Source organism: Arenicella sp. 4NH20-0111 (assembly GCF_040366405.1).
GTDB lineage: Bacteria > Pseudomonadota > Gammaproteobacteria > Arenicellales > Arenicellaceae > Arenicella.
This window is the reverse complement of the sequence record NZ_BAABWF010000009.1, coordinates 45144-71116: the sequence shown is the minus strand read 5'-3', so window position 1 is coordinate 71116 and position 25973 is coordinate 45144. Positions and strand designations below refer to the sequence as shown.

Below are 25973 nucleotides of genomic sequence, written 5' to 3'. Positions count from 1 at the left end.
TTTTTCGTTTTGATGGTCGCAAATTGAATTTGATGCTTTTCAAAATCGATAAATGTTCATTTTTAATGTAAGTTGCGCTTTAGTGACAACAACTTAATTATTTTATAATTTTCAATGAACGGATCTTCACTGCATGCACTCGGGGTTCTTAGTGCAAGGTGTTTTAGTTTTGCTCCATTTAAAACACTGATAGCGTTTGGCTTGATGTTGTTAGGGAGCTTTACGTCCGGCATAGGGCTTTTGATGATTATTCCTCTATTGAGTGTTGCCGGAGTGGACCTTGGTGCAGGCAATGACTCAGGATTGATCGCGAAGTTTGGTGCACTCACACAGCGTTTAGATATCGATCTTACGTTAGAAGCTGTTTTGCTGATTTACGTGGCTTTGATTAGTTTTATGGGGGCAATAAACTACGCCAACTCGGTATTGTCTGCTTCGCTTCAAAGAAGTTTTATATTGAGCTTACGCGCCTCTACGTCCTCTGCACTTTTTTACACTAAGTGGCGGTTCTTAAACCGGAACCACATGTCAGACTTCATGCGTCTGCTGACGAATCAAATACAGGTAACGTCATCGATGCTATACGTCTTGCTGGGGCTAGTGAGCGGCCTGATACTTGTGAGCGTTTACGTTTGTTTTGCCTTGGTGCTATCAATGAAATTGACGTTGTTAGCCATGTTCTTTGGCTTATTGTTGATTTTAATTAATTGGCCGTTTACGAAGTACATTCGTGCGAGTGGTGAGAAGCAGCTTCTCGCGGCAAAGGAATCACACCGAGCGATTTTTGAAAACGTATCCAGTCTTAAAATTATTAAAAGTTACGCTGCAGAAAATAGGTTTTTAGAATATTTAGCATCGACTAATAAAGAGGCTGAGGTTCAACAGGTAAGAATCTCGAAGTTCAATTCTTTGACCGTACTGATCAATTCCGTTGGTGCAGCGACAATCTTCGCGTTGCTGTTTTACAGTTCAATTAGATGGTTTGACGTTCCATTGGCAAACTTGTTAGCTTTGTTATTTATATTTTCTAGACTCATGCCGCAGATTACTGGCCTTCAAAATAAGGTGCAAATACTGACCCATAAGGGACCGAGTTATCTGGATTTATTAGAAAGAATAAACGAACTAGATGATTGGGCTGAAGATGCGTTGATTTCTCAGTCTCAACCTCAGGCAAACGCTTTCTCAGGAGTAGAGATGAAGAACAATATTGTTCTTGATAACGTTAGCTACCACTATATGGATGGCGTTGGAAACGCGTTCAGCTCGGTCAGTGCTGTTATAGAGCGAAATCAGACAGTTGCCATTGTGGGTCCATCAGGAGTCGGAAAGTCTACCCTGGCCGACATTCTCGCTGGGTTGATTGATCCGACAGAGGGCCAAATGTTAGTGGATGGTCAGCCGCTGGAAGAGCTAGGAGCATTGTCTTGGCGCCAACGAGTAGCCTATGTCACACAAGAGGTCTTCTTATTTCACGACACAGTAAGAGCAAACCTGTCGTGGGTTTGCACGCCTCAACATGGTGGTTCTGAAGCTGATCTCGATGGCCGAATTTGGAAAGCGTTGAAATCAGCCGCGGCTGACAGGTTCGTGCGTGAACTGCCGCATGGGCTCGATACACAAATCGGTGATAGGGGCGTCAAGCTTTCGGGTGGGGAGCGTCAAAGGCTCTCCTTAGCTCGAGCTATTTTATCAGAGCCTGATTTACTCATTCTTGATGAAGCGACGAGTTCTCTGGATCGAGAAAATGAACTGAAAATAAGAGATTCGCTTCGAGAATTGGACGGTAAGCTCACCATAGTCGTGATTGCGCATAATGAAACGACCATAGAACACGTTTCACATCGAATAGAATTGGGTTAAGTTTAATAAAAATAATAATAGGTTGGACATTTTGATGGATAAGGTTCAAATAGTTTTTGTAACACTGATTGCCTATAAAGTTCTTTTGGTGGGTATCGGTTTCTGGGCATCTAAACGTACGAAGGATGGTGATGATTTTTTCTTAGGTGGACGGGGCTTAGGCCCTGTAGTGGCTGCATTGAGCTATTCTTCTAGTGCGGCATCAGCGTGGGTTTTACTTGGACTGACCGGAATTTCATATGCTTTTGGCATTTCAACTATTTGGGTTGCCTTAGGGTCAATTTCATCAATGTTTGTTACGTGGTTCTGGATTGCTCCGCGGCTTATGTCATTCAGTCGGGAATATGATCATATTACGTTAACCGAGGTAGTGGCTCATGATTCCGATGGCCCCATTCGAACGAATATCGTTCAGGTTTCCTCATTTATTATTGTCGCGTCTTTTGTGTTTTATGTGGCTGCCCAATTTCAGGGCGCGGGAACTACCTTTGCTTCGACATTCGATATTTCAATGACGAGCAGCATTGCTTTAGGTGCGTTTATCATTATGGTTTATACCTTATTAGGCGGATTTTGGGCTGTTAGTTTGACTGATGCGGTGCAAGGCATGTTGATGGTGGTCACCGCATTGTTTATGCCCATTGCGGCTTATATGGCCGTCGGTGGAATCGATGGTCTTGCGCACGCGCTAGCCTTAAGCAATGTTGAGAGTCACTTTAGTTTGACCGCTGGTAATGTTGGTCTATTTGCTTTGGGGCTCGTGCTTGGTGGGCTGGCCATTGGATTCGGCACGTATGGCCAGCCACACCTGATGGCTCGGATAATGGCTTTGAAAGATGAGCAAGCATTAAAGCAGGCCAGAATCATCACCATAGTTTGGTACCTGATCGTGTTTTTAGGAATGTGGTTTGTTGGCTTTGTGGGCCAAATACTCTATCCCGGCTTGGAGAATTCAGAGAAAATCTTTTTCGTCATGTTAGATGGGCTTTTTCACCCAGTCGTCAGCGCCATTTTTCTGGCGGCAGTGCTATCAGCAATTATGTCAACCGCGGACAGTCAGCTTTTGTCTGCAGCGGCGTCGATCTCGAATGATCTTGGGTTTGGTGGATCGGGTAATAGACGAATCCTATTTGTGTCTAGAATGACAATCATTGCGCTTGTGGCGGTATCCGTTCTTGTTGCAATATATTTGCCTGATAAAATTTTCAGCCGAGTGCTTTTTGCTTGGATGGCGTTGGGTGCCGCATTTGGGCCCACTCTATTCGCTAGACTGGCAGGGTATCGTTGCAGTTCGGTTGGCGTGTTATCGTCAATCATACTTGGTTTTACATTGACCGTTGCATTGTCTTTTACGCCCAATGCCCCCGGTGACATCTTAGAGCGCTTACTCCCATTTACGGTTGCTTGTTTGCCTTTATGGTTGACGAGCCGGCGTTAGGTTTGGGCGATCAAAAGAATCTTGTACTGTTAATTAAAACAGTGTATTTTCCATGTTTCATGAGTAAAAGTATGTGCTGATATGAAAATCCTAAAACCAGCAAATGGGCAGTCGCGAAAAGACGAGGACTTGGCTGAACGGATACTGGATTCGGCTTCTAAATCAAGAAGCACGCTTCAGAGTGATTTAAAAAAAGCCTTTACGATTTCGGCTGAAGAAGCTGCAAAGGCTCAGGTGGCTAACATTGAGGATGATTCTGCGCTGAGCCCACATTTAAATGGGCGTGGTGGAGTTGCAGTCAAGCGAAGGCCCAAACGGTCAGTTCGGGATGTCGAAGCGGTAGATCATGTTTCGTTAAGTGAGGAAGTTAAATTGGAGAGTACGGCAAGCAGATCCGTTTGCCGTGATGAGAACGAAGGAGTAGTCTCTGGTCAACCGACTAACTCAGAATATAAAGAGGCATTGCATAAAGCGATTCATCTGTTATCAATGCGTGAACACAGTGTTAAAGAACTCGAAACTAAGCTTTCTGCAAAATATGATACCGCCGATGTTGTATTGCAAGTCATCGACTTTCTTTTAGAAAATGACTATGTATCAGATTCACGGTTTGCCGAAGCGTTTGTTCGTTCGCGATCAAATAAGGGGCAAGGGCCTATTAAGATAAGTGCTGATTTGAGAAGCAAGGGTGTGGCTTCGCATCATATAGATGAATATTTGGATAATGGATCTGCGATTTGGTTCGATATTGCCGAACAACTTTACTCGAAAAAGTACGGTTCATTGGAGATAAGGGACCATAAGACTTGGTCAAAATGTGCTCGATTTTTACAAAGTCGTGGTTTTACTATGGATCACATACAAAGCACTGTTCCGCAGATTCAATGGGATTGATCTTGATTGAATGGTGTTAACGGTTTTCTGACAATCGGTTTTTGTGATTGATTATTTATCCTTAGCAGTGGCCAGGTAATTTAATACACCACTATAAGGTATCGTGATGATATCGGAATACCGTCGATATTCAATCAAGAGCGCCGTGATTACTTGAGGAGTAGAGGAGAGTTACGTAATCACGACGCTTTGAATTTCGTTTTAGGCTTGGCTTGTTTGCTAAAATAATCGTATCTCTTGTATTCGCTAAATTGGTTGTCTAGCGTTGGTCGTGCGGATGCAGTGGGTAACGCGCATGGAGTATTGGCAATCGATCATCGAACTTGCATAAGATTGTAGTAAGCTGAAAAGGCGCACATGCTTAGGGTTTTCCCTAACATAGGTTGCTAACTCTCAATGTTGGCTCTTAGGCGCCTCAAATCAATCTCTTTTTTGTTCAACTCTAGGCGCCTTTGTTCAATCAGAATGCGTTGTTCTTCTATCAAGAGTTGTTCGTTGACTAGTTGCTCAAATTTCGATGTTGATGTCTGAGAGTTGTTATCGATCACTGCCGCAGTGGCGGGCGAGGAGCCTGTTGTTATTAACGTTTCTTTGGGGCTGTGATTGCTTTTGGCAATCTTTGTGGTTGTATCATTTGGCTTAAGGTTACACAGCGTACGCGCTAGTTCGTATTTATTGTGCGAGCACTGATTTGGGTTTTCCTCTGAACACCACTGCTCGCTTGCACTTGAATTCTGTTCCATGCCTCGCAAATTGCGCCGCACAATACGTTGTTTTTTTAGCCTACCTGCGCACTTAATGCCAACCTGAGTAAATGCGTATCCATCTTTGTGAATTACCTTTTCCAGCAACATGGAGTCGACTTTTGCGTAGGCTGAACTTGGTAGGATAATTGCCAGTGCAAGGTTGAATAGATGAATTTTCATATGCTTCATGATAAGCCCTTGGTTGATTTATGAAAGAGTATGTAGCCCTTAGGGCTGGTGCCCTAAAATTTAGGAACGCCCCGAAAACATGGTGTTGAATATGTCACCGCCTGCGCTTCAATACGCGGGCATTTACGGATAAAAAGAACCTTGCTCAACGGAAGGAGAAGGCATTGAGCAAGGCTGAATACGTCTGTATTAACAGCGTATATCAAAGCATTTACATTATTTAGGTGTTGCGTCAACGCTTATGTGTTCTCCTATTAGGCTGTAAATAGTCAAAAAGACTATATAACATATGTTCATACAGTTGCGACGTGCTGTCAATCTAATTTGGCGATTTTGGAAGCATAATATCGTTCGCCAAAAATATCTTATGTTCTTTTTGACTATTATGCTTGACAGTTATATTGCTGATAAATATAGTCAATATGACTACATTGTGGAGTTTGGCTCTAAGGCATCAAGTTTTGCCAATTGAGATTACTAAACATTCGTTTAGTCACAATGAAAGAGGAGTGGATGTGGGAGGTGGCTGGGTTAATCGCGTAGCAAGCGATCTCTCTAAATCATGTTAAGAAACCGTTCAATCAGGTATCAAAGATGGCAAAAATTAGAACAAACAGTATTGATCGTAGTGTGAAGAATAAAGGACCGGAGTTAAGGCGTAGCTTGATTTCTCTTTGTGTTTTAGCGGCTTCATCGGGGGTTATAGCGCAGGAAGATATTCAGACTAACGTGCAAGATGACGCCGTTCTCGAAGAGGTGACGGTGTTCGGTACAAAGATAAACTTAGGTCGAGCGCAGGATATCAAACGCAATTCAGATACGGTGGTCGATGCCATTTCTGCTTCGGATATCAACTCACTGCCTGATAAGAGCGTGCTCGAAGCAATACAACGATTGCCGGGTGTTTCGATTGAGCGCTTTGCAGCATCAAATGACGCTGATCACTATTCAGTCGAAGGCTCAGGGGTAGTTATTCGAGGGCTAACTCAAACGCGCAGCGAATTTAATGGCCGCGATGCATTTGCAGCAAATAATGATAATGGATTGAGCTTTCAGGATATTCCTCCAGAATTAGTAGGCGGTGTGCAGTTAGTTAAGAATCAAACAGCATCGATGATTGAAGGCGGGGTTTCTGGCACGATAAACATACTGACGCGAAAACCATTTGATAGTGATGAGCCTTTTGCTGCCTTTACCGCCAAAGCCAGTTATTCAGATCAAATAGACGAAGTTACGCCAGCTCTGTCTGGAACGTATGGCAATCGTTGGGAAACCGATTCCGGCGAATGGGGGCTGTTATTTAATGCTTCGACTGCAAATTTGAAGTCGCGCGCAGATGGTGTGCAGCTATATAACCATTATCAGCGAGGAGCGGGAGGCGATACGGTTGTTTTTGGCAATGAAGATCAACAGGTATTTGTCCCGCAAGGGGGGAATGTTCGTCGTCAAGATTTTGATCGTGATCGTACCGGTGGTGCTTTGACGGTTCAATGGCGTAGCCCTAGTGAAGCCACTGAGGTGACCGCCGAATACATTTATTCAGATTCTGAAATTAATTGGGAAGAGCGATCTATAGAGTACCCAGACCAGCCATTTTCCGTAGGTCCTGGGCAGGGAACCCCGTTGGCGCAACCGTTTCAGGGTACATCATTCACCTATGGTGCAGACGGTTTTTTCGAGTCAGGGATTTTGTCTAATGGTGGTGGTAATGGCGGTGGTCGATATTTGAGCTACTCAAGAGATAATCGTGAGAGCTCGAATATTCAAGATCTCTCGATCGAAATTAAACACGAGCTAAGCGATCGGCTCTCTATTTCGGGAGGATTGCAATTTATTGATGCTGATTTCCAACAATTGGATATCAGCGCAATGTATAACTTTTATTCTGAGCTATCATTGAACGCGGGGCAAAGCATCCCTCGCTTAGACTTTTTGGGGCAGGGCACAAATAGTGGATTATTAACCGACCCCTCTGCTTTCTATTTTCGCTCAGCGATGGATCACGCTGAAGACGATGAAGCGGATAGCGTTGCGGCGAATATTGATTTGGAACTCCAGTTTGAGGATGACTTTCTTGAAAGTTTGGAAGTGGGTTTGCGGGTTGCCGATCGAGAAAATACGATCCGTGAATCAGCATATAACTGGGGCGCTGTTTCGGAGTCTTGGGCAGGAGGTACAACCACAGTGGACCAGATAATTCAGCGCGACGCAACGTTGGTTGAATCCTTTGGTTTTGATGACTTTTCTAATGGAGACCAATTTAATGGCCAGCAGGAATTTATCTTCCCGTCTTTAGATTTAGTTGATGTTAACAATTACGATTCATTTTTTGCCCGAATCGACCCGTTTAGAAGCTCGGGTTCCAATTGGAGATCGCTTGCTAACCGTAGTGGCGTGATTGAAGGATCATTGTTTTTACCTACCGAGGTGGCCGTTTCTAAATTATCAAACCAAGCTGCTTACGCTCAATTGAACTTCAGTAGTGACAAGTTTGCGAAACGTTTTGGCGGAAATATTGGTCTTCGTTACGTGAGTTATGACTGGGATTTAACAGGTGGAGTAAGCTACCCTAACCCCGTGTCCAGTAATCTCTTAGCATTTATTTCTGCCGATGACGTTGCCTTTACGTCAAATGGAGGAGATGTCCAAGAAAGCACGGTCGATGACAGCTATTCTAAGTTGTTGCCCAGTTTTAATCTGAAGGTCGAACTCAGTGATGATGTGATTGCGCGGTTCGCGTACTCTAAAGCGGTGTCCTTGCCTGACTTGCGAGACAAAAGAAACTCTTTACAGATCGGGCGTGAGCTTATCGTTGAGCGAGTGGATCCAAACGATGTTAGTTCACCGGTTGTTGGCGCAAGAATTAATGGGTACTCGGCAAGTGGCGGTAACCCTGCATTAAACCCGATTGAGTCGGATAATTTTGACTTGTCGCTGGAGTGGTACTTCGCCGACACGGGCTCGTTGACGGCTTCGTTGTTTCATAAAGATGTAGAAGGCTTCTTTAGATTTGGTCCAAGTTCAATCCAGATAGAAAATAATGGGGTGACCAGAGACGTTTTGATTAATGGGCCGGTTAATGGAGAGGATGCGACCATTAAAGGATTTGAACTAGCTTATACGCAGTTTTATGACAATTTGCCCGCGCCGTGGAATGGGATTGGAGTCCAATTTAATTACACCTACATTGATAGTGACGGCAACTCATCTTCTGAAAATGCATTAACGCCTGAAGGAGGTCAAGTATCTAATAATTTAGGCGTGTTTGATGGTCTTCCGCTTGAAGGGCTGTCCGAAGATACGATGAATTTAGTGTTGATGTACGAGGCTGGCCCTGTGTCTGCGCGGATTGCTTATAACTACCGTTCGGAGTACTTACTGACAACGCGCGACGTGATAACTTTTGCACCTAACTTTTCTGGCTCTACTGAGCAAGTGGATGCGAGTTTTAGTTATCAACTTACGGACAACCTAAAAATAGGCTTAGAAGCGAATAACTTAACGAATGCGACCAATGAGCTGTTTTCAGTTGTGAATCAAGATTTGTTGCTGGCGCCGCGGTCTTATTTTGTAAACGATCGACGTTATTCTGTCACTCTCTCGGGAAGCTTCTAAGTAGATTAGCTAGAGGCTGGACCGTCACGCACTTGCGAGCGTGACGGTCTTAATCTAATTGATCATTAATTTAGCGTGAACAATTGCAATGGCTTAGCTAGGCCGATGTTTGTTTAGCTATGTCTGTGTACGGTGAGCGGGTGGAAAATAGTCAATGAGTTCGTTTTTCGGAGAATTAGGGCAGGTTTCAGAGTTTGAATGCCATGATAGGGCAGACTTTTCTAATGATGTTCTAAAGAGTAATACGCCGATGGTGCTCAGAGGTTTCGCCCGCCAATGGCCGGCGGTTTCAATTGCTGAACGTTCCGATGCGGATTTTCACCAATACTTGCGCTCGCAAGCCTTAGAAACGGAAGTCATTGTTTTTTCTTATAACGAAAATAACAACGGCAACCTTGCTTATACCAAAGACCTATCAGCGTACGCATTTCAATCGAGCAAGGTGCCTTTTACCACTGCATTGGACGACATATTCAGTGCCCGAAACAACGACTCATCTAAGCATTATTGTGGTTCGGTTCCGGTCAGTGGTTGTCTTAGTGAGTTTAAAAAAGATCATGCTGTCTCATTTCTTGATTCTACGATTGAGCCTCGTATCTGGTTGGGCAATGCATCAAAAGTATCGGCTCATTATGATGTGTCCGACAACATTGCGTGTGTTGTTTCAGGGAGTAGAAAATTTACCTTGATACCTCCAGATCAAATTTCCAATCTTTATGTAGGACCGATTGACTTCAATTTAGCTGGTCGTCCGGCCTCTCTCGTAGACTTGGATCAACCGGATCTAAAAAAGTATCCTCGAATCAAAGAGGCTCTTAGCGTTGGGCTCCAAACTCAACTGTATCCGGGAGACGCAATTTTCATTCCCACGCTTTGGTGGCATCAAGTGGAATCGATTGGCGACTTTAATTGTCTCGTAAATTATTGGTGGTCAAAGACGAACAACAATGCCAGTGAAGCCTATGAGGCACTTATTCATGGGCTATTAACGATCAGTGGCATGCCTGAGGCTCAAAGAATGCAGTGGAGATCGTTTTACGATCACTATGTGTTCCGCTTAAATGGTGATCCTGCTGAACATATACCAGAACATAAACGGGGCGTGTTAGGAAATAGGACGCCTGAGATTAACAAAAAAATAAAACAGTTTCTGTTTCGCTCAATGTCTTCCAAGCATTAATGCCAAATCAGAACAGACACAGACTATGAAATTAGATAGACGAAATTTTCTAATCGCCGCTTCGACAGCAACTATGGCCACTAGAATAAAAGCCGAGGTCATTAAAGAGTCAATACAAAAGCATGGCCTAGCAGATGCTTTTGTCGGCGATTATCATGTGGGCGCCGCCGTCAGTACCGACACGATACTGTCGGAAGATAAACCAACGCTTAAATTACTTGAACGAGAGTTCAGTTCGATAACGGCCGAAAACTGCCAGAAATGGGAAGAGGTTCATCCTAGCGAAGATAGTTGGAATTGGAGCGCATCAGATAAGTTCGTTGATTTTGGAGAACAAAACAACAAACACATTCTGGGCCATGCGTTGGTTTGGCATTCACAAATACCAAGTTCCGTTTTTCAGGATAAAGCTGGCGATACAGTTTCGGCCTCAGTGCTCAGACGTAGAATGGAAAACCACATTGGAACCTTAGTCGGTCGCTACAAAGGGCGGGTTCATACGTGGGACGTGGTGAACGAAGCGGTCAGCGATGATGGCTACGATGATTGGCGGCCTAGCGCTTGGTTTCAAATCTTGGGCAATCGTTATATGGAGGAGGCGTTTAATCTTGCTAGGCAGGCCGACCCAAATGCCGAACTATTGTACAACGATTACAATATGCATTATCCACAGAAACGGGAGTTTTTAGTGGGCGTATTTAAAGACTATCTCGATAGGGGGGTGCCATTAGACGGTGTGGGGTTCCAGGCGCACTATATGTTGGATGATCCAGAACTGGAGCAAATTGAGAAATCAATTGACGCCTACTCTGCGTTGGGTCTACCCATACATATTACTGAACTGGATGTCGACGTTTTACCGAAGGCGTTTGAATACATGGGAGCCGAGATTTCCACCAACTTTGAATACTCGGACAAACTAAACCCATACCCCACAGAGTTACCCGATATTCTTCAAGAGAAGCTCGCCAGCCGATACGAAAAACTATTCGGTCTTTTCTCTAAACATCAAGATCGTATTAAACGCGTTACCTTATGGGGAGTAAGTGATGCTGATTCCTGGAAAAATAACTGGCCAGTTCGCGGAAGAACCAATTATCCGCTTTTGTTTGATAGGCAGCTAAACCCAAAGCTGGCCTATACGCGTTTAATGAATCTGAAAAGGTAATGGTTTTCTGACGAGTCATCTTATATAGTCTAAATGACATTTAGATTGATTGTTTTTTATTCTGGTTAGTAAACGGTTTTACCGTTTTCCAGCCCTCTATTTTTACAGCAGTAACTTAAAAATGAATATTTCCGTTTCAACCAAAATTAGTAATCCAATCCTGCCAGGGTTTAACCCCGACCCTTCCATTGTTCGTGTCGGTGAGGACTATTATGTAGCAACGTCGACGTTCGAATGGTTCCCTGGTGTTCAGATCCACCATTCAAAAGATCTCGTTAATTGGCGGCTGGTTTCTCGACCGTTGTGTCGAGAAGATCAATTAAATATGACTGGTAATCCAGACTCTTGCGGGATATGGGCTCCTTGCCTTTCGTATAGCGATGGCTTGTTCTATTTGATTTATACCGATGTTAAGAGGTTTGATGGCATCAAAGACCCGCATAATTATCTAACGACATGCTCCACCATCGACGGTGATTGGTCTGAGCCCGTTTACCTAAATAGCAGTGGTTTTGATCCATCTTTGTTTCACGATGAAGATGGGCGTAAATGGTTGCTGAATATGGTTTGGGATCATCGGCCAAATCGAAACCCGTTTGGTGGAATTTTCCTGCAGGAGTTTGATGTGGAGAAACAAGCGTTGGTCGGCTCTATTACAAATATTTTTTCAGGCACTCATATGGGGCTGACCGAGGCGCCTCACCTTTATAAACGAGCAGAGTACTACTATTTGCTGACGGCGGAAGGTGGTACTGGGTATGACCACGTGATGACCTTGGCCAGATCAAAATCAATCTCAGGTCCATTCGAGGTGGACCCGAATGGCTACTTGCTTACGGCGAAAGAGAATCCAAGCCTATACTTACAGCGCGCTGGACACGGAGATATCGTTGAAACGCCTGAAGGTGATGTCTACGTTGTGCATTTATGTAGTCGTCCGCTGGCTACGATTAGGCGGAGCCCAATGGGGCGCGAAACGTCCATTCAACGTGCTGATTGGTCTGAGGACGGCTGGCTTCGAATAAGAGGAGGTGGCAACGAGCCGTCTTCTGAGTGGGATACGACACTGCCGTTGCACCCTTGGCCCAGTTCGCCGATTAGAAATGACTTTGACACTTCAGATCTACCGATGGATTTTCAGTGGTTGAGGACGCCTCACGCCCATGAATTATTCAGTTTGAGCGAGCGACCAGGCTTCCTTAGATTGTTTGGCAAGGAGTCGGTAGGCAGTTTGTATCGGCAGGCGCTGGTAGCTCGACGACAACAAGCGTTCTCGTATCGAGCTGAAACCAAATTAGAATTCCAACCAAAGAGCTTTTTACATATGGCTGGATTGATAAATTACTACAATGCACATAAGTACCACTATTTGTTTGTGTCTTTAAACGACAATGGACAGCGACAGATAGCAATACAAAGCTGCCAAGGAGATGTTAGCGAAACTTTTGAGTTCCCGTTGAGTGATACTTCATGTGACTCTTTTACTAACGATGAAGGAGCCATTACGATCCATTCTCAAGGAGCCATCTTTTTGCGATGTGAGGTTATCGACGAGCGACTTACCTATTATTGGTCGGAAGACGGCGAGGTGTGGAACACAATCCCGCTTGTACTTGATAACAGCATCGTCTCTGATGAAGCAGGGAAGGGAGAAGGAGCGAGTTTCACCGGTGCGTTTGTTGGCATGTGCTGCCAAGACTTAGAATCAAATACCGTATACGCTGACTTTGATTATTTCGACTATCAAGAGCACTAACTATTGATACGTGAGTAAAGAACGTAGCGTCTGTTGTTAACGAACAAGTTAGTGATAGACGCTCGATCTGTAGGGTGACAAGTCGTAAACCACAGCGTCTACAAATATCACCGTGAACCTGTTCTCGATTATCAGTACGCCATGAGGGGCATTACTCAGAGCTCAAAGACGAATCCTTTAGTTTTTAGTTTCCGATAGACCTTTTCATCAAATCGGTATAAGTTCGCGGCTCGGTGAGCGACGCCTACTTGTTTTTCTTCTAACGGTACTAATAGCTGCATCTTCTTCATTTTTCGGCGGAAGTTCGGCTTGTCGACACGTGTCTCTAAAATAGCCTCATACAAGTTTTGCAACTGAAGTAAGGTAAACTTCTTAGGAAGAAGACTAAACCCTATTGGCTCGTGTCTGACTTTATGTTTTAGTTTTTCCAGCCCTTTTTCTACTATTTCTTTATGGTCAAATATTAACTTAGGTAGTTTGTTGATCGGAAACCACTTGACCTCCATTTCCGTTTCGCCAACGATGGTTTTGTATGACTCAGGGCGAATAAGAGCGAAAAATGCAGTGGTTATCACGCGTTCGTCAGGGTATCGATCCACATCGCTGAAGGTATGGAGTTGTTCTAGGTACACGTCGGTGATTCCCGTGCGTTCTTTCAAGGTTCGTGCAGCGGCGTTTTCAAGACTTTCACCTTCTAACAACCAGTCTCCAGGCAAACCCCATTTTCCTCGGCTTTGCCCTTGACCGTGCTTTACTAAAAATATTTCAAGCGTGTCTTCTTCGCAGCCGAATATTAGATTGTCGACGGTGTTATTGTGCATTTACAGAGCCTTTAAAATCAGTACTTAGAACTTGTGGAGTTCTGATTTTAACGAATTTTGCGTTGTTTGTCCTTAGCCGTAATGTCCTACCAATCTTAGATAAAGAAAGAACCAACTTGCATTACCTAGGCTCTTCAAAGCAATGCAAGTTAGAGTGAAAACTAGAGAGAAAACATGGCTTCGTTCATGATGTTTTCGACTAGTTCTTGTTTGCCACTTTTGGAAATCGGAAAGCCTATTTCTTGAGCGTAATCCCTGAGGTCCGTTAGAGACAGTTTGCCGTCTTCAAATTCAGCTCCTTTGGCGGTGTTAAAACTGGCGTACCTAGAGGTCTTTAATTCGGCGAGTTTGCCATCTTGGATGAGCTTCTCTGCGATTAACAGTCCGCGTGCAAATGCATCCATACCACCGATGTGGGCAATAAAGAAGTCTTCGATATCGGTTGATTCTCTGCGCAGTTTCGCGTCGAAATTCAGTCCACCTTTTTTGAAACCTCCGTCTTCGAGCACAATCAACATGGCTTGAACGCAGTCATACATGTCAATAGGGAATTGGTCGGTGTCCCACCCATTTTGATAGTCTCCGCGATTGGCATCGATCGACCCTAAGAGCCCTGCATCGGAACACATTTGAAGTTCATGGGCGAATGTGTGGCCAGCAAGAGTGGCATGGTTAGCTTCAATATTTAGCTTGAAATCGTTTTCAAGCCCATGCTCCTTTAGAAAACCAATGACGGTTTGTGCGTCAAAATCGTATTGATGTTTGGTTGGTTCCATGGGTTTTGGCTCAATCAGAAAATCACCGGTAAAGCCTATTGAGCGCCCATAATCTCGTGCCATCGTTAGAAAGCGCCCCATATGAGCGAGCTCTCGTTTGGTGTCGGTATTAAACAGGTTAATGTATCCTTCTCGACCACCCCAAAACACGTAGTTCTCACCGCCAAGTTCTACCGTAGCGTCGATAGCCGCTTTAACTTGGGCTCCAGCGTGAGCAACTATATCGAAATCTGGGTTTGTCGAGGCGCCATTCATAAAGCGTGGGTCAGTGAAGGCATTTGCGGTGCCCCAGAGCAATTTAACGCCCGTTTCGTCCTGACGGATTTTTGCTTGCGCAACCATTGATTGAAGGTTGGCTTCGCTTCTTGCCACACTTCCGCCATCAGGGGCCATGTCGCGGTCATGAAAACAGTAAAATGGGACATTCAGTTTCGAAAAAAACTCAAACGCAGCATCCATTTTTTGTTTTGCAATCGATAACTCATCGCCGCCCTGCAGCCATTCGTGTTCACGAGTTGCCGGACCGAATGGGTCATGTCCTCCTGAGCAGAATGTATGCCAGTAGCACACGGCGAATCGGAGGTGTTCTTCCATCGTTTTTCCGCCAATCACGCGCTCAGAATCGTATGCTTTAAAAGCCAATGGGTTGTCTGATTCTAGTCCTTCGTACTCAATTTTTTGGATGCCCTTAAAGTACTCGTTGTTGCCCTTGAAAATGCGTCTCTTCATTATATTCCTCGGATATGGTCTGTTTTATTGATAGATATTCTTAATCGCTTTGACGGCGTCTAGATATTGTTCGTAGCACTCGCTGTAAATGGATTGAGCCACCATATTCGGTTCGCAGCTCAGCGTGTCATTGTTGGAGTAATGATCGTTTAGGAACTCTTGCGTTAGAGCGCCGCCACTTTCAATGGCCGCCAGTGCTTGAAGTGCGGCTCCAAAGGCGGCGCCTTCGTCTTGTTGGAGAACGTTTACTTGCACGCCCATGATGTCGCTGACAATTTGGCGCCAGATTGAGCTTTTGGTGCCGCCACCGGTCAAGATGATTTCATTGGTTTCTAAGCCCAATCGTCTTAATTCCTCGATGCCAAATTTAAGTGCAAAAGTGGCTCCCTCTACGCCAGATCTAAATACGTTTTCTTTGTTTGTATTTTGGCTGTCAAGTCCGAGAATACAGCCTTTAGCTCGAGGCAAATTTGGGGTTCTCTCGCCGTTGAAAAATGGCAACGTCAGTACGCCATTAGACCCAGCTGGAGCCAGTGATACAGCGTCGTCAAAGTCGTTAATGCTGACGTTTAGCAGCGATCTGAATAACTCGGTTGTAACCGTGCAATTCATCGTACAAAGCAATGGAAGCCAACCTCCGCTTGATGAGCAAAAGGCCGCAATGTTTCCAGCTTGGTCAAGCACCGGCTTTGATGAATAAGCGTAAACGGTACCGGAGGTGCCTAAGCTTACGGTGGCCCTGCCTTCTGAAATGTTACCTGTACCTATCGCGCCCATCATGTTGTCACCACCACCGATGGCTACTGGCACTCCAACCGGGAGCCCTGTCTTTTGCGCGGCTGTGCGGGTGATGGACCCGATCAGCTTATTACTTATATTTGGAGAAGGAAGGCACACTGTTAGATCTCGATCTGAATCAATGGCGGTAAGGACCTCTGATGACCATTCCCTTTTACTGACGTTAAAAAAACCGGTGCCCGATGCGTCACCGACTTCCATGCATTTTTCACCTGTTAACCAATAATTCAGGTAATCATGTGGAAGTAATATTGTTTCCAGTTGTGAATAGAGTTCTTTATGTCTTTTTTTAAAGGCTAGGACTTTTGACGCTGTGTAGCCCGAGAAAATTTTATTGCCGGTAAGCTCGACGCATTTATTCTCGCCTCCAAGCCGGTTCATTATTTCCTGGCACTCTTGCTCGGTCGACGTATCGCACCATAGTTTGACCGGAGCCAATACTTCACCATGTTGATCTATAGGGACGAAACCGTGTTGCTGGCCAGAGACACTGATTGCAATAACGGATTCCTTTATTGGAGATGGTATTTGGTTTAAAGCGTCTCTGAGCGCTTTTATCCACCAATGTGCATGTTGTTCTGCCGACCCGCAGTCATCTTGATATAGATTAAGTGGTGCGGATTCACAGGCTACGGTTTTCTTGTTTTCATAGTCGTAGAAAAGGACTTTTATATTTTGAGTTCCGAGGTCGATTCCAAGTGTTGTTTTCATGATTGTGTCTAATAAAAGGAATGAAAGTAATATCGCTTTTCCCAAATCATATCATATAGTCATATTGAATATATGATAAAATCATGTAAACTCACTCAATGAGTATTTGAACGTTGCCCGCCTAAGATGCGACCTTAAAGACGAGAAAAATAAAATGAAAAAACTGGGTTTTAGAGAAAAAGTTGGCTACGGGTTAGGGGACACCGCAAGCAACATCGTATTTCAGGTAGTTCTGAACTTTATGATGTATTTTTACACGGATGTGTTTGGCATTACCGCCGCTGCTGCTGGAACGCTGATGCTGGTTGTTAGGCTGTTTGACATGGTGACAGATCCGATCATGGGAGGCGTTGCCGATCGTACTCAAACACGGTGGGGCAAATACCGACCTTACCTAATTTGGGTGGCAATTCCTTATGGCTTGTTCGCGATTGCGGCGTTTACCACGCCAGATTGGGCCGAAACCAATAAGTTGATTTACGCTTACATCAGTTACGCGTTGTTGATGACAGCCTATACCGCGATTAATATTCCTTATGGTGCATTAGGTGGGGTGATGACCAACAACCCCAATGAGAGAGGGGAGTTGCAGGGGTACCGATTTACGCTGGCAATGGTGGGGAGCTTCATCGTAAATTCTTCTTTATTGTACTTAGTCGCGACGCTCGGACGAGGAAATAGTCAGAATGGGTTTCAGTATGCGATGGCGGTTTTATCGCTGGTCGCATTGGTCTGTTTTGTATTGTGTTTTCTGCTCACCAAAGAGCGAGCACCATCAGAGTCGCCTAGAAATGAACACACGCTCGGTGACACCTTTAAAGGCATATTGAATGATTTTGCTACCCTTGTGAGGAGTAATCGTCAATGGGCGGTGATCGCAGTTGCAACGTTCTTTTTATTGTTGATAGCGGTTATGCGTGGAGGGTCTACCTTGTACTACACAAAATATGTCCTTGTGTGTACAGAGGGAGCGGCAATCAATTTGGGGTTCGTGAAGTACGATACCTGTGATGTGTCTGAGCTTGGCACTGCCTTTTTAACGATAGGAACATTGGGGTCCATTGTCGGAGCTATCTTCACCATCATGGTCACAAAAGTTTTATGTAAAACGGTCATTTTCAAAGCGGCGGCGATAGGTTTTGTGTTGGCGTCAGTCGTCTTGTATTTCGTTCCTAATACACACATATTGTTAGCCATGTTGCTTAATACCATCATTGGTTTTTTTCATATAATGATGATATCTCTGGTGTTTGCCATGATTGCTGATTGCGTTGACTGGGGCGAGTTAGTGACAAAAAAGCGCGCTACAGCCATGACATTTTCAGGCCATTTATTCGCGTTAAAGCTCGGAGCAGCCATTGGCGGATCCATGCTGGGTTGGCTATTGGCTCTTTACGGGTATCAAGCGCCTATTGCGGGTATTGACCAATTACAAACAAGTCAAGCGTTGGACGGGATTAGTTTATTGATGAGCTTGCTTCCAGCTGGCTGTGGCGTTGTGGTATTTGGTTTGAGTTGGGTTTATAGATTGAATTCGGCAACGATTCGTCAAGTGCAGGAAAAATTGGAGGAACAACGGGCGAAATTAGATGGCATTGAATAGTTATTCACACTACCTATGCGAACGAACATCGTGCTAAAAGTATCGGTAAACAAAGTGGTGGAGATCAACTGATAAGGGATTATAATGGAGTCCATGTGTGCTCAGATATCAACGCTGTGTCGCTTTTGTAAAGTGACAAGGTAAATCCTGTCGAGTGCTCAATTTCCCGTGGCTTGCTACTATTTTCTTTCTGTTTTTCAGATAGGGTAGCGGTAAGCACCTAAAGATCAACGGCTCCTCGCTCGTTACTCGAGACTGGATTAGGCTGATACACGTTATGAAAACTGCTGAATTACGAACCCGATTTTTAAATTTCTTTGCTGACAAAGGTCACGAGATTGTTGACAGTAGCTCCTTGGTTCCAGGGAACGACCCGACGCTCTTATTCACCAACGCAGGGATGGTGCAGTTTAAAGATTTATTCTTGGGAAATGAAACTGCTAATTATGTTAAGGCAACAACATCTCAACGTTGTGTCCGAGCTGGCGGTAAACATAATGATTTGGAAAATGTAGGATACACAGCTAGGCACCATACATTCTTTGAAATGTTGGGTAATTTCAGTTTCGGAGACTACTTTAAGCGCGAAGCAATTCAATATGCCTGGGAATTTCTGACTGAGGAGTTAGGTTTACCAGAGGAAAAACTTTGGGTGACTGTCTACGAAAAAGATGATGAAGCGGCTGATATCTGGCTCAACGAGATGGGGGTGAGCGCAGATCGATTTTCTAAAATTGGTGAGAAAGACAATTTTTGGTCAATGGGAGACGTAGGCCCTTGTGGGCCTTGTAGCGAAATATTCTACGATCATGGAGACCAATATTGGGGAGGCCCTCCAGGAACGCCTGAAGAAGATGGTGATCGTTATATTGAAATTTGGAATTTGGTTTTCATGCAATATGATCGCAGTGCTGACGGTACTCTAAAACCTTTGCCAAAACCTTCGGTTGATACCGGTATGGGGCTTGAGCGAGTATCGGCTGTAATGCAACATGTGAATAATAACTATGAGATCGATCTTTTTGATAATCTGATTTCAGAAATTTGTTCTGTAGTTGGCGTTCAAGACCGAAAGCATCATTCGGTTAGAGTCATTGCGGATCATATTCGGTCTTGCTCGTTTATGATTACAGATGGGGTGATACCCTCCAATGAGGGGCGAGGCTACGTGCTGCGTCGAATTATTCGACGAGCCATCAGGCATGGGTATCAACTTGGTGGTCAAACGCCTTTCTTTCATAAACTAGTGGTCGCGCTGGCCAAAGAAATGGGGCAGGCGTACCCTGAACTATTGGATAAACAAAGCCTGATTGAATCTGCTCTAGAGAAAGAAGAACTCCGCTTTGCTGAAACGTTAGAGCAAGGGCTCAAAATCTTTGAGCAAAAAACACAATCAATCGAAGGCAAGGTTGTGCCGGGTGATCTTATTTTCCTTTTGTATGATACCTATGGTTTCCCTGCTGATCTAACCGCCGATGTCGCTCGTGAGAAAGGCATGAGTGTTGACCAGGCGGGTTTTGAAGCGGCTATGCAGCAGCAAAAAGACCTTGCCAAGGCCAACAGCAAATTTGCGACGCAAGAGCAGGTTTCTATTGATGTTGAACAAGGGACCGATTTTATTGGATACCGGGAATTAGAAAGTAACGCGACCGTTTTAGCTCTCAATATTGATGGCGATGCGGTTGATTTTGTGTCCGCGGGCCAAGACGTTGTTGTGGTTTTAAACAGCACAACGTTCTACGCTGAGGGTGGTGGTCAATGTGGTGATGAAGGAGTGATTTCTACTGACTCCGCAACACTCTCAGTTCGAGATTGTCGTAAATTGCCCAATGGCGCGTTTTTGCACATAGCTCACGTCGATAGCGGGGCCCTCAAACTGGGAGAATCCGTTAATGTGCTGGTAGACCAAGAGGCCCGAAGTGCCGCAGCGGCGAATCATTCGGCAACTCATCTATTGCATGCCGCGTTAAAGAAGGTTCTTGGCGCTCATGTCCAGCAAAAAGGCTCACTAGTCACGCCAACACGGCTTAGGTTTGATTTTTCTCATGATGCGCCAGTGACCACCGAAGAAATCGAGCTGATAGAGCAGCAAGTGAACAGTCAAGTTTTTGCTCAACGAGAGGTTGTTGCGAAAACTATGGCAATTGATGAAGCTAAGTCAGCAGGGGCTGAAGCGCTATTTGGAGAAAAGTACGGCTCTGAGGTTCGTACTATTAGCATGGGCGATTACTCTTTTGAATTATGCGGTGGTACTCATGTTGGTAACACAGCGGAAATTGGCTTGTTCAAAATTGTCTCTGAGTCTGGAGTGGCGGCCGGTGTTCGGCGAGTAGAAGCGGTGACACGAAGAACCGCTTCGTCTTGGGTTAATGAGCAGCAAGCTTTGATACAACAAGCGTCAACCCTGTTGAAAGCCGACAGCAGTGGGCTTGTGAAGCGTATAGAGCAATTGCAAGGCCAAGTTAAAGCGTTGGAAGTGGATAAGAAAAAGTTGCAGCAAATGATAGCCAATGGTTCGGCTGGACAAGACTTTTCGGCGGAAGCAAGACAGGTTGGTCCTGTGACTCTTTTGACAAAGGTGATGGATGGCGCAGACAAAGACATGCTACGAACTACCATTGATAGCTTTAAAGACAAAAATGACTCTGGGGTGATCGTTTTGGGAGCCCAGATTGGTGGAAAAGTCACCTTGATGGCGGGTGTTGCCAAACCGATTTCTAAAAAGCTACCCGCCGGAAAAATCATTCAACACATCACTGCGTTAGCTGATGGGCGAGGTGGCGGTAGGCCTGATATGGCAGAAGGGGGCATACCCGATGCCGGCGATTTAGACAGGTGTCTTGCTGCGGTTGAACCATGGATCAAAGAGCAGAGTTAGAGCGAATGCTGCTCTTAGGCACGATAGTAAGTATAAAAACAGAGTTTCTGCGGCATTATTTTTCGATTGGCCGCAGAATAATATGCATATTGTGATTTTTAATATCGATTATTGCTTTCAGGGATTTACACCTCAGCTTAAACAGGGTTTAATCCGCGTCGCACATGGTTATTGTAACTTTCTTTCATTTTATTTGATTGATATTGAGTAGCCTAACTATAAATTGGCCGACGTTCGTAGATATAGAAATACGTGGCCAGTAAGGTTGATAAATGAGCCTAATTGTTGAAAAGTTTGGCGGCACTTCTGTTGGCACGGTAGAGCGCATAAACGCCGTAGCCGATAAATTGATTCTAAAGCACTCGCGTGGCGAGAAGCTTGTTGTGGTTGTGTCTGCAATGAGTGGCGAAACGAACAGACTCATTTCGTTGGCCAATGCGATTTCTGATAAGCCGTCGGCCAGAGAGATGGACGTTCTTGTCTCTACTGGAGAACAGGTTACCATCGCGTTGTTATCCATGGCGTTGCATCGCCGAGGAAATGACGCTCGCTCCTATACTGGGGGCCAGGTTTCGATACGAACCGATAATGTTCATTCTCGAGCGAGAATATTGGATATAGATGGTGAACGTATCCTTTCTGACCTAGATAAAGGGCGAATTGTGGTGGTGGCAGGCTTTCAGGGCGTGGACGGTCAGGGAAACATCACGACTCTTGGCCGAGGCGGTTCCGATACGACCGCTGTTGCCGTCGCGGCGGCAATCAAGGCGGACGAATGTCGAATCTACACCGATGTGGACGGTATTTATACGACCGACCCTAGAGTGGTTCCAGAAGCGAAAAGGTTAGACAGTATTACAGCCGAAGAAATGTTAGAGCTTGCGAGTTTGGGAGCTAAAGTTTTACAGACTCGATCAGTTGAATTTGCTGGGAAATATAAAGTACCATTGCGTGTGCTTTCCTCTTTTGAAGACGGTCCCGGTACACTTATCACTTATGAAGAAGAGGACACATCAATGGAAGCACCATTGATTTCAGGTATCGCGTTTCAACGTGATGAGGCTAAACTTACCATTCGTGGTATTCCTGATCATCCTGGGGTAGCCCATCAAGTATTAGGCCCCATTTCAGATGCTCACATCAACGTTGATGTCATCATTCAAAACGCGAGTGCCAAAGGCTTGACTGATTTGACTTTCACGGTACCACGTGCAGACTATCAAGCCTGTCTAGAATTGCTTGAGCGTCTGGTTGAAGAGTTGGGCGCTCGTGATGTTAAAGGTGATGATAAAATCGCCAAGGTGTCTATTGTTGGCGTTGGTATGCGGTCACATACGGGCGTAGCAAATAAAATGTTTAAGACACTTGCCGACAAGGACATTAATATTCAGATGATTTCCACGTCTGAAATTAAGGTTTCTGTCATCATTGATGATTCTAAGTTAGAACTTGCCGTGCAGTCTTTGCATGAAACGTTTGATTTAGATAGTTAAAAACTGTGAACTGTTATTATTAAGTCTTAAAAGTGTACCGCTGGTGACTGATAGAGGCTGATTAAATAAAGACACTTAAGTCTATGCTCCAAGTAGCGCCTGAAGAGGATGTTGATCTCTTTGTGATACCATCTCAAAAAGCTGAGGCTTGGAGCAAAAAATTTTAAATTTGGGTTACAAACTGCAGGTAGCGTGTTTTTTTCAAGAAATTGTGGATTTTGAAATTTACTTCCATATAATACGCGCACTATCTGCGATAGGGTTCATGACGAAGTAAGCGCCACAGTGGATAACTAGGCCAGAGGACCACTTCGTTAACGTCCTCGCTTTGGATAAAGTCAGGACAAAAAAAGCTGGAGATCGCAATGTTAATTTTGACTCGACGTATTAACGAAACACTAAATATCGGTGACGATGTACAGGTAACTGTACTCGGCATTAAAGGAAATCAGGTTCGCATCGGCATCAACGCTCCGCGTGATGTGCCTGTGCATCGTGAAGAGATCTATCAACGCATCAAGCGCGAAGAGCGCATGGGTGATGAATCTCCTGCGAGCGAAGGTGATGATTACAGCAGTGATCATGACTATCGTGGAGCTGATTATTTTAATGATGAAGATACACTTGGCAACAAGTAAAAAATCAGTACAATAGCGCCTCGCTGAGCTAGTTTAGCGAAGCGCAATATCGACTAAAATGAGTGGCAGTTATGATTGCTGCTTAAATGTTCGGAGAAGTGGCCGAGTGGCTGAAGGCGCTCCCCTGCTAAGGGAGTATAGGGTTTATAGCTCTATCGAGGGTTCGAATCCCTCCTTCTCCGCCATTCTTTATAACGAAACCGCTTGTTTGGTTCGTTATTGGAAGGGATAAGTGGGTATGCCAAGCAGGTTTGATGTGATTGTTTAGAAACATGTCAAATACGCTGAAAAAAGCGTTGATTAATCGAATTTAAACGATTAATATCTCGCACCTCGTTGGGGCAAGCGGTTTTTTGATAAAACCATTGATCCAATGGAAAGAATTACGCGCATGTAGCTCAGCTGGATAGAGTACCTGGCTACGAACCAGGCGGTCGGAGGTTCGAATCCTTCCATGCGCGCCATTAAATGAAAACGGAATCAGTCCAGTCGATTGATTCCGTTTTTTTATGGGCTCTAGTTAGAATGGAAAAAACAGTTAGAACGGAAAAACTCCTGCGATCCCTTCTATCTCATAACTCGTTGGTTGATTGGTCTTTGAATCCACCGAGAACTAAAGCTGAATTCATCGAGAGGCTTCGATAATCCACTAAGCTATTTTTAACCAATTTTGCACTCTGAGAAGTAGATGCCTTTGTTGTTTTAGGTGGCGATGGAGTTATCGTTAGCTTGATTGTGGTTGATCGACCCATCATTTCAATTAATGTCACTATTTCGCCATTTGCAAGCGAAGAAAATGACCTTATATAGTTGCCAAGAAGTGATAAGCTAACCCAAACATCATTCAAGGAGAAACAAATGGATAATATGGTCTTTGTCGTCGCCGGCGCCTTTATAGCTATTCTTATATTTAAGAATATTATCAGAATTGTGCCGCAAAATTCGGCGTACGTTGTTGAGCGATTAGGTAAATACTCTTCAACGCTGGAAGCTGGTTTTCACCTATTGGTGCCGTTCCTCGATAAAGTTGCTTATAAGCATTCATTAAAAGAGTTTGCCATCGATGTGCCAGCGCAACAGGCCATTACCAAAGACAATGTTCCGCTCGGGATTGATGGCGTACTCTATTTACGGGTGATGGATCCAAAGTCAGCGTCGTACGGTGTTGAAAATTTGCGTTTCGCGATTACGCAGTTGGCGCAAACGACCATGCGTGCAGAAATTGGTAAAATCAGTTTGGATGAAACATTCGAATCCAGAGAGAATATTAACGCCATTGTTACGAATTCTATTGATGAAGCTTCAGAAGCTTGGGGTACCAAGGTGCTTCGTTATGAGATCAAAGACATTTCGCCTCCAGCAACCATTCTCGATGAGATGGAAAAGCAGATGGCCGCTGAGCGTCAAAGACGTGTTGATGTGACAACGTCAGAGGGCTACAGGCAGTCGCAAATTAACGAAGCCGAAGGTGATCAGCAGGCGTTAGTGCTTAGAGCACAGGGGCAAGCTGATGCGGTAGAAATCGAAGCTAAGGCAAGAGCGATGGCGATCCGAACAATCTCTGAAGCAATTAATACAGAGGGTGGAACAACCGCGGTGGCTCAACAACTATCCGAGCAATACATTTCGGCGTTTGAAAAGTTAGCCCGTGAGGGTACGGTCGCCTTGCTGCCGACTGATGGCTCTGATGTTACCTCTGTTGTTAGTAAAGCGTTTACGGCCTTTGAGGCTCTCAAAGGTCAAGTAGATAAAACGAAACAACTGTAAGGAGAAGGCTAATGGATATGTCTCCAGCTATATTTTTTCTCCTCGTTTCAGTGGGGCTGATTGCCGCAGAATTGTTGATAATGCAATTTTCGGTTTTCTGGTTTTTGTTTTTCGGGCTAGGAGCTCTGGTGGCCTCAATTGCGGCTTGGACTATGCCTGAGCTTTCATGGTTCTTAACAACGGCTATATTTTTGTTGTCTTCCTTGGCCACCGCCGTGGCATTGTATCCGTTGCTCCGTAAATGGCAGGATCAGCCTGCGCCGATTGCCGGGAACGATGCAATTGGTCAGAGAGTGACTGTCATTGAAGCGATTACCCAGTCTAGTGAGGGTAAGGTTTCTTGGTCTGGCTCAGATTGGCCGGCAAGAATGGAAGGCGAAGGCGGTGATTTAATGGAAGGTGATACTGCCATCATACGTCGTCTGGAAGGTATTCGTCTGATTGTCGGTCGTTAGTTTTTGTGCGGTAAAACGCCTTAGTAGGAGCTTAAAGTAATCATGACTGATGTTCTTGGACCGTATGGTATTGCCATTGCAAGCTTAGGTTTTGCCGCTGTATTAATGTTTATTCAATTGGTTGTCGCTGACGTGGTTGGTATAAAGACTGGACAGGCTCCAGGGTATCCAATTGAGGCAAATTATGGAGCGTTTCTTTTTCGAGCGAATAGAGCGTTTTCAAATACCAATGAGAGCGTTTCGATTTTTGTGTTGGCCCTAGCCTTTGCCGTGTTGCAAACCGCAAACCCATTCTGGGTGAATACCGGAGCGCTAGTGTATTTGATTGGGCGTTTAGCACACACAATTTGCTACTATCTGAATCTTTCGTTGTTAAGAAGCGTTTCCTTTGGTGTCGCGATGATAGGTATCTTAGCCATATTAATAGCTGGATTCGTTGGTTTCTTTAACTGAGA

The 25973-nt window shown here is 44.7% G+C and carries 18 protein-coding genes and 2 tRNA genes; 16 read left to right on the top strand and 4 right to left on the bottom strand.

Annotated elements, in window-relative coordinates:
- Positions 1-114 precede the first annotated feature (114 nt).
- The 3 genes from ABWW54_RS16555 (at position 115) to ABWW54_RS16545 (ending at position 4195) form a co-directional block, all read left to right on the top strand.
- Positions 115-1863: an ABC transporter ATP-binding protein gene (locus ABWW54_RS16555; RefSeq protein WP_353413867.1), complete on the top strand. Its 1749-nt coding sequence runs from the start codon at positions 115-117 to the stop codon at positions 1861-1863.
- 34 nt (positions 1864-1897) lie between these two features.
- The gene (locus tag ABWW54_RS16550; RefSeq protein ID WP_353413865.1) at positions 1898-3301 is read left to right on the top strand and encodes a sodium/proline symporter; all 1404 of its coding nucleotides are present in this window, start codon (positions 1898-1900) and stop codon (positions 3299-3301) included.
- Between the two features lie 81 nt (positions 3302-3382).
- A complete protein-coding gene (locus ABWW54_RS16545; RefSeq protein ID WP_353413863.1) occupies positions 3383-4195 on the top strand; it encodes a regulatory protein RecX in 813 nt (270 codons plus the stop codon).
- Between the two features lie 386 nt (positions 4196-4581).
- Here ABWW54_RS16545 and ABWW54_RS16540 read toward each other — a convergent pair whose 3' ends face one another.
- Positions 4582-5130 carry a hypothetical protein gene (locus ABWW54_RS16540; protein WP_353413861.1) on the bottom strand — a complete coding sequence of 183 codons (549 nt, stop codon included), beginning with the start codon at positions 5128-5130 and terminating at the stop codon, positions 4582-4584.
- A gap of 594 nt (positions 5131-5724) precedes the next feature.
- Here ABWW54_RS16540 and ABWW54_RS16535 point away from each other — a divergent pair.
- From ABWW54_RS16535 to ABWW54_RS16520, 4 genes are all read left to right on the top strand, one after another.
- Positions 5725-8745: a TonB-dependent receptor gene (locus tag ABWW54_RS16535; RefSeq protein WP_353413860.1), complete on the top strand. Its 3021-nt coding sequence runs from the start codon at positions 5725-5727 to the stop codon at positions 8743-8745.
- Positions 8746-8899: 154 nt separating this feature from the next.
- The gene (locus ABWW54_RS16530; RefSeq protein WP_353413858.1) at positions 8900-9925 is read left to right on the top strand and encodes a cupin-like domain-containing protein; all 1026 of its coding nucleotides are present in this window, start codon (positions 8900-8902) and stop codon (positions 9923-9925) included.
- A 25-nt stretch (positions 9926-9950) separates the two neighbouring features.
- Positions 9951-11093, top strand: a complete 1143-nt coding sequence (locus ABWW54_RS16525; RefSeq protein ID WP_353413856.1) for an endo-1,4-beta-xylanase — start codon at positions 9951-9953, stop codon at positions 11091-11093.
- Positions 11094-11214: 121 nt separating this feature from the next.
- Positions 11215-12849 (top strand): glycoside hydrolase family 43 protein, encoded by a 1635-nt coding sequence (locus ABWW54_RS16520; RefSeq protein WP_353413854.1) that lies wholly within the window; start codon positions 11215-11217, stop codon positions 12847-12849.
- Between the two features lie 155 nt (positions 12850-13004).
- Here the strand turns inward: ABWW54_RS16520 and ABWW54_RS16515 are convergent, their stop codons facing one another.
- From ABWW54_RS16515 to xylB, 3 genes are all read right to left on the bottom strand, one after another.
- Positions 13005-13670, bottom strand: coding sequence for an NUDIX hydrolase (locus tag ABWW54_RS16515; RefSeq protein WP_353413852.1), 666 nt, complete (start codon positions 13668-13670; stop codon positions 13005-13007).
- A gap of 161 nt (positions 13671-13831) precedes the next feature.
- Positions 13832-15175: a xylose isomerase gene (xylA, locus tag ABWW54_RS16510; protein ID WP_353413850.1), complete on the bottom strand. Its 1344-nt coding sequence runs from the start codon at positions 15173-15175 to the stop codon at positions 13832-13834.
- A 24-nt stretch (positions 15176-15199) separates the two neighbouring features.
- Entirely contained in the window at positions 15200-16684 is a 1485-nt protein-coding gene (xylB, locus tag ABWW54_RS16505; protein ID WP_353413848.1) for a xylulokinase, read from the bottom strand.
- A gap of 154 nt (positions 16685-16838) precedes the next feature.
- On the opposite strand from xylB, the gene ABWW54_RS16500 reads away from it, so the two are divergent.
- The 9 genes from ABWW54_RS16500 to ABWW54_RS16460 all read left to right on the top strand — a co-directional run bounded on the left by ABWW54_RS16500 (position 16839) and on the right by ABWW54_RS16460 (position 25971).
- A complete protein-coding gene (locus ABWW54_RS16500; protein WP_353413846.1) occupies positions 16839-18287 on the top strand; it encodes a glycoside-pentoside-hexuronide (GPH):cation symporter in 1449 nt (482 codons plus the stop codon).
- 277 nt (positions 18288-18564) lie between these two features.
- The gene (gene alaS / locus ABWW54_RS16495; RefSeq protein ID WP_353413844.1) at positions 18565-21165 is read left to right on the top strand and encodes an alanine--tRNA ligase; all 2601 of its coding nucleotides are present in this window, start codon (positions 18565-18567) and stop codon (positions 21163-21165) included.
- A 272-nt stretch (positions 21166-21437) separates the two neighbouring features.
- Positions 21438-22658, top strand: coding sequence for an aspartate kinase (locus tag ABWW54_RS16490; RefSeq protein WP_353413842.1), 1221 nt, complete (start codon positions 21438-21440; stop codon positions 22656-22658).
- A gap of 365 nt (positions 22659-23023) precedes the next feature.
- Positions 23024-23296 (top strand): carbon storage regulator CsrA, encoded by a 273-nt coding sequence (csrA, locus tag ABWW54_RS16485; protein ID WP_353413840.1) that lies wholly within the window; start codon positions 23024-23026, stop codon positions 23294-23296.
- A gap of 92 nt (positions 23297-23388) precedes the next feature.
- A tRNA-Ser gene (locus tag ABWW54_RS16480) sits at positions 23389-23481 on the top strand.
- Between the two features lie 202 nt (positions 23482-23683).
- A tRNA-Arg gene (locus ABWW54_RS16475) sits at positions 23684-23760 on the top strand.
- A gap of 394 nt (positions 23761-24154) precedes the next feature.
- Positions 24155-25063 carry an SPFH domain-containing protein gene (locus ABWW54_RS16470; RefSeq protein WP_353413838.1) on the top strand — a complete coding sequence of 303 codons (909 nt, stop codon included), beginning with the start codon at positions 24155-24157 and terminating at the stop codon, positions 25061-25063.
- Positions 25064-25074: 11 nt separating this feature from the next.
- Positions 25075-25518 carry an NfeD family protein gene (locus ABWW54_RS16465; protein ID WP_353413836.1) on the top strand — a complete coding sequence of 148 codons (444 nt, stop codon included), beginning with the start codon at positions 25075-25077 and terminating at the stop codon, positions 25516-25518.
- 42 nt (positions 25519-25560) lie between these two features.
- On the top strand, positions 25561-25971 hold the full coding sequence (locus ABWW54_RS16460) for an MAPEG family protein (protein WP_353413835.1): 411 nt from the start codon (positions 25561-25563) through the stop codon (positions 25969-25971).
- Positions 25972-25973 lie beyond the last annotated feature (2 nt).

Bases quoted from the DNA above. Each gene is read 5' to 3' on its own strand.
- ABWW54_RS16555 (WP_353413867.1), top strand. From the start codon at position 115: ATGAACGGATCTTCACTGCATGCACTCGGGGTTCTTAGTGCAAGGTGT.
- ABWW54_RS16550 (WP_353413865.1), top strand. From the start codon at position 1,898: ATGGATAAGGTTCAAATAGTTTTTGTAACACTGATTGCCTATAAAGTT.
- ABWW54_RS16545 (WP_353413863.1), top strand. From the start codon at position 3,383: ATGAAAATCCTAAAACCAGCAAATGGGCAGTCGCGAAAAGACGAGGAC.
- ABWW54_RS16540 (WP_353413861.1), bottom strand. From the start codon at position 5,130: ATGAAGCATATGAAAATTCATCTATTCAACCTTGCACTGGCAATTATC.
- ABWW54_RS16535 (WP_353413860.1), top strand. From the start codon at position 5,725: ATGGCAAAAATTAGAACAAACAGTATTGATCGTAGTGTGAAGAATAAA.
- ABWW54_RS16530 (WP_353413858.1), top strand. From the start codon at position 8,900: ATGAGTTCGTTTTTCGGAGAATTAGGGCAGGTTTCAGAGTTTGAATGC.
- ABWW54_RS16525 (WP_353413856.1), top strand. From the start codon at position 9,951: ATGAAATTAGATAGACGAAATTTTCTAATCGCCGCTTCGACAGCAACT.
- ABWW54_RS16520 (WP_353413854.1), top strand. From the start codon at position 11,215: ATGAATATTTCCGTTTCAACCAAAATTAGTAATCCAATCCTGCCAGGG.
- ABWW54_RS16515 (WP_353413852.1), bottom strand. From the start codon at position 13,670: ATGCACAATAACACCGTCGACAATCTAATATTCGGCTGCGAAGAAGAC.
- xylA (WP_353413850.1), bottom strand. From the start codon at position 15,175: ATGAAGAGACGCATTTTCAAGGGCAACAACGAGTACTTTAAGGGCATC.
- xylB (WP_353413848.1), bottom strand. From the start codon at position 16,684: ATGAAAACAACACTTGGAATCGACCTCGGAACTCAAAATATAAAAGTC.
- ABWW54_RS16500 (WP_353413846.1), top strand. From the start codon at position 16,839: ATGAAAAAACTGGGTTTTAGAGAAAAAGTTGGCTACGGGTTAGGGGAC.
- alaS (WP_353413844.1), top strand. From the start codon at position 18,565: ATGAAAACTGCTGAATTACGAACCCGATTTTTAAATTTCTTTGCTGAC.
- ABWW54_RS16490 (WP_353413842.1), top strand. From the start codon at position 21,438: ATGAGCCTAATTGTTGAAAAGTTTGGCGGCACTTCTGTTGGCACGGTA.
- csrA (WP_353413840.1), top strand. From the start codon at position 23,024: ATGTTAATTTTGACTCGACGTATTAACGAAACACTAAATATCGGTGAC.
- ABWW54_RS16470 (WP_353413838.1), top strand. From the start codon at position 24,155: ATGGATAATATGGTCTTTGTCGTCGCCGGCGCCTTTATAGCTATTCTT.
- ABWW54_RS16465 (WP_353413836.1), top strand. From the start codon at position 25,075: ATGGATATGTCTCCAGCTATATTTTTTCTCCTCGTTTCAGTGGGGCTG.
- ABWW54_RS16460 (WP_353413835.1), top strand. From the start codon at position 25,561: ATGACTGATGTTCTTGGACCGTATGGTATTGCCATTGCAAGCTTAGGT.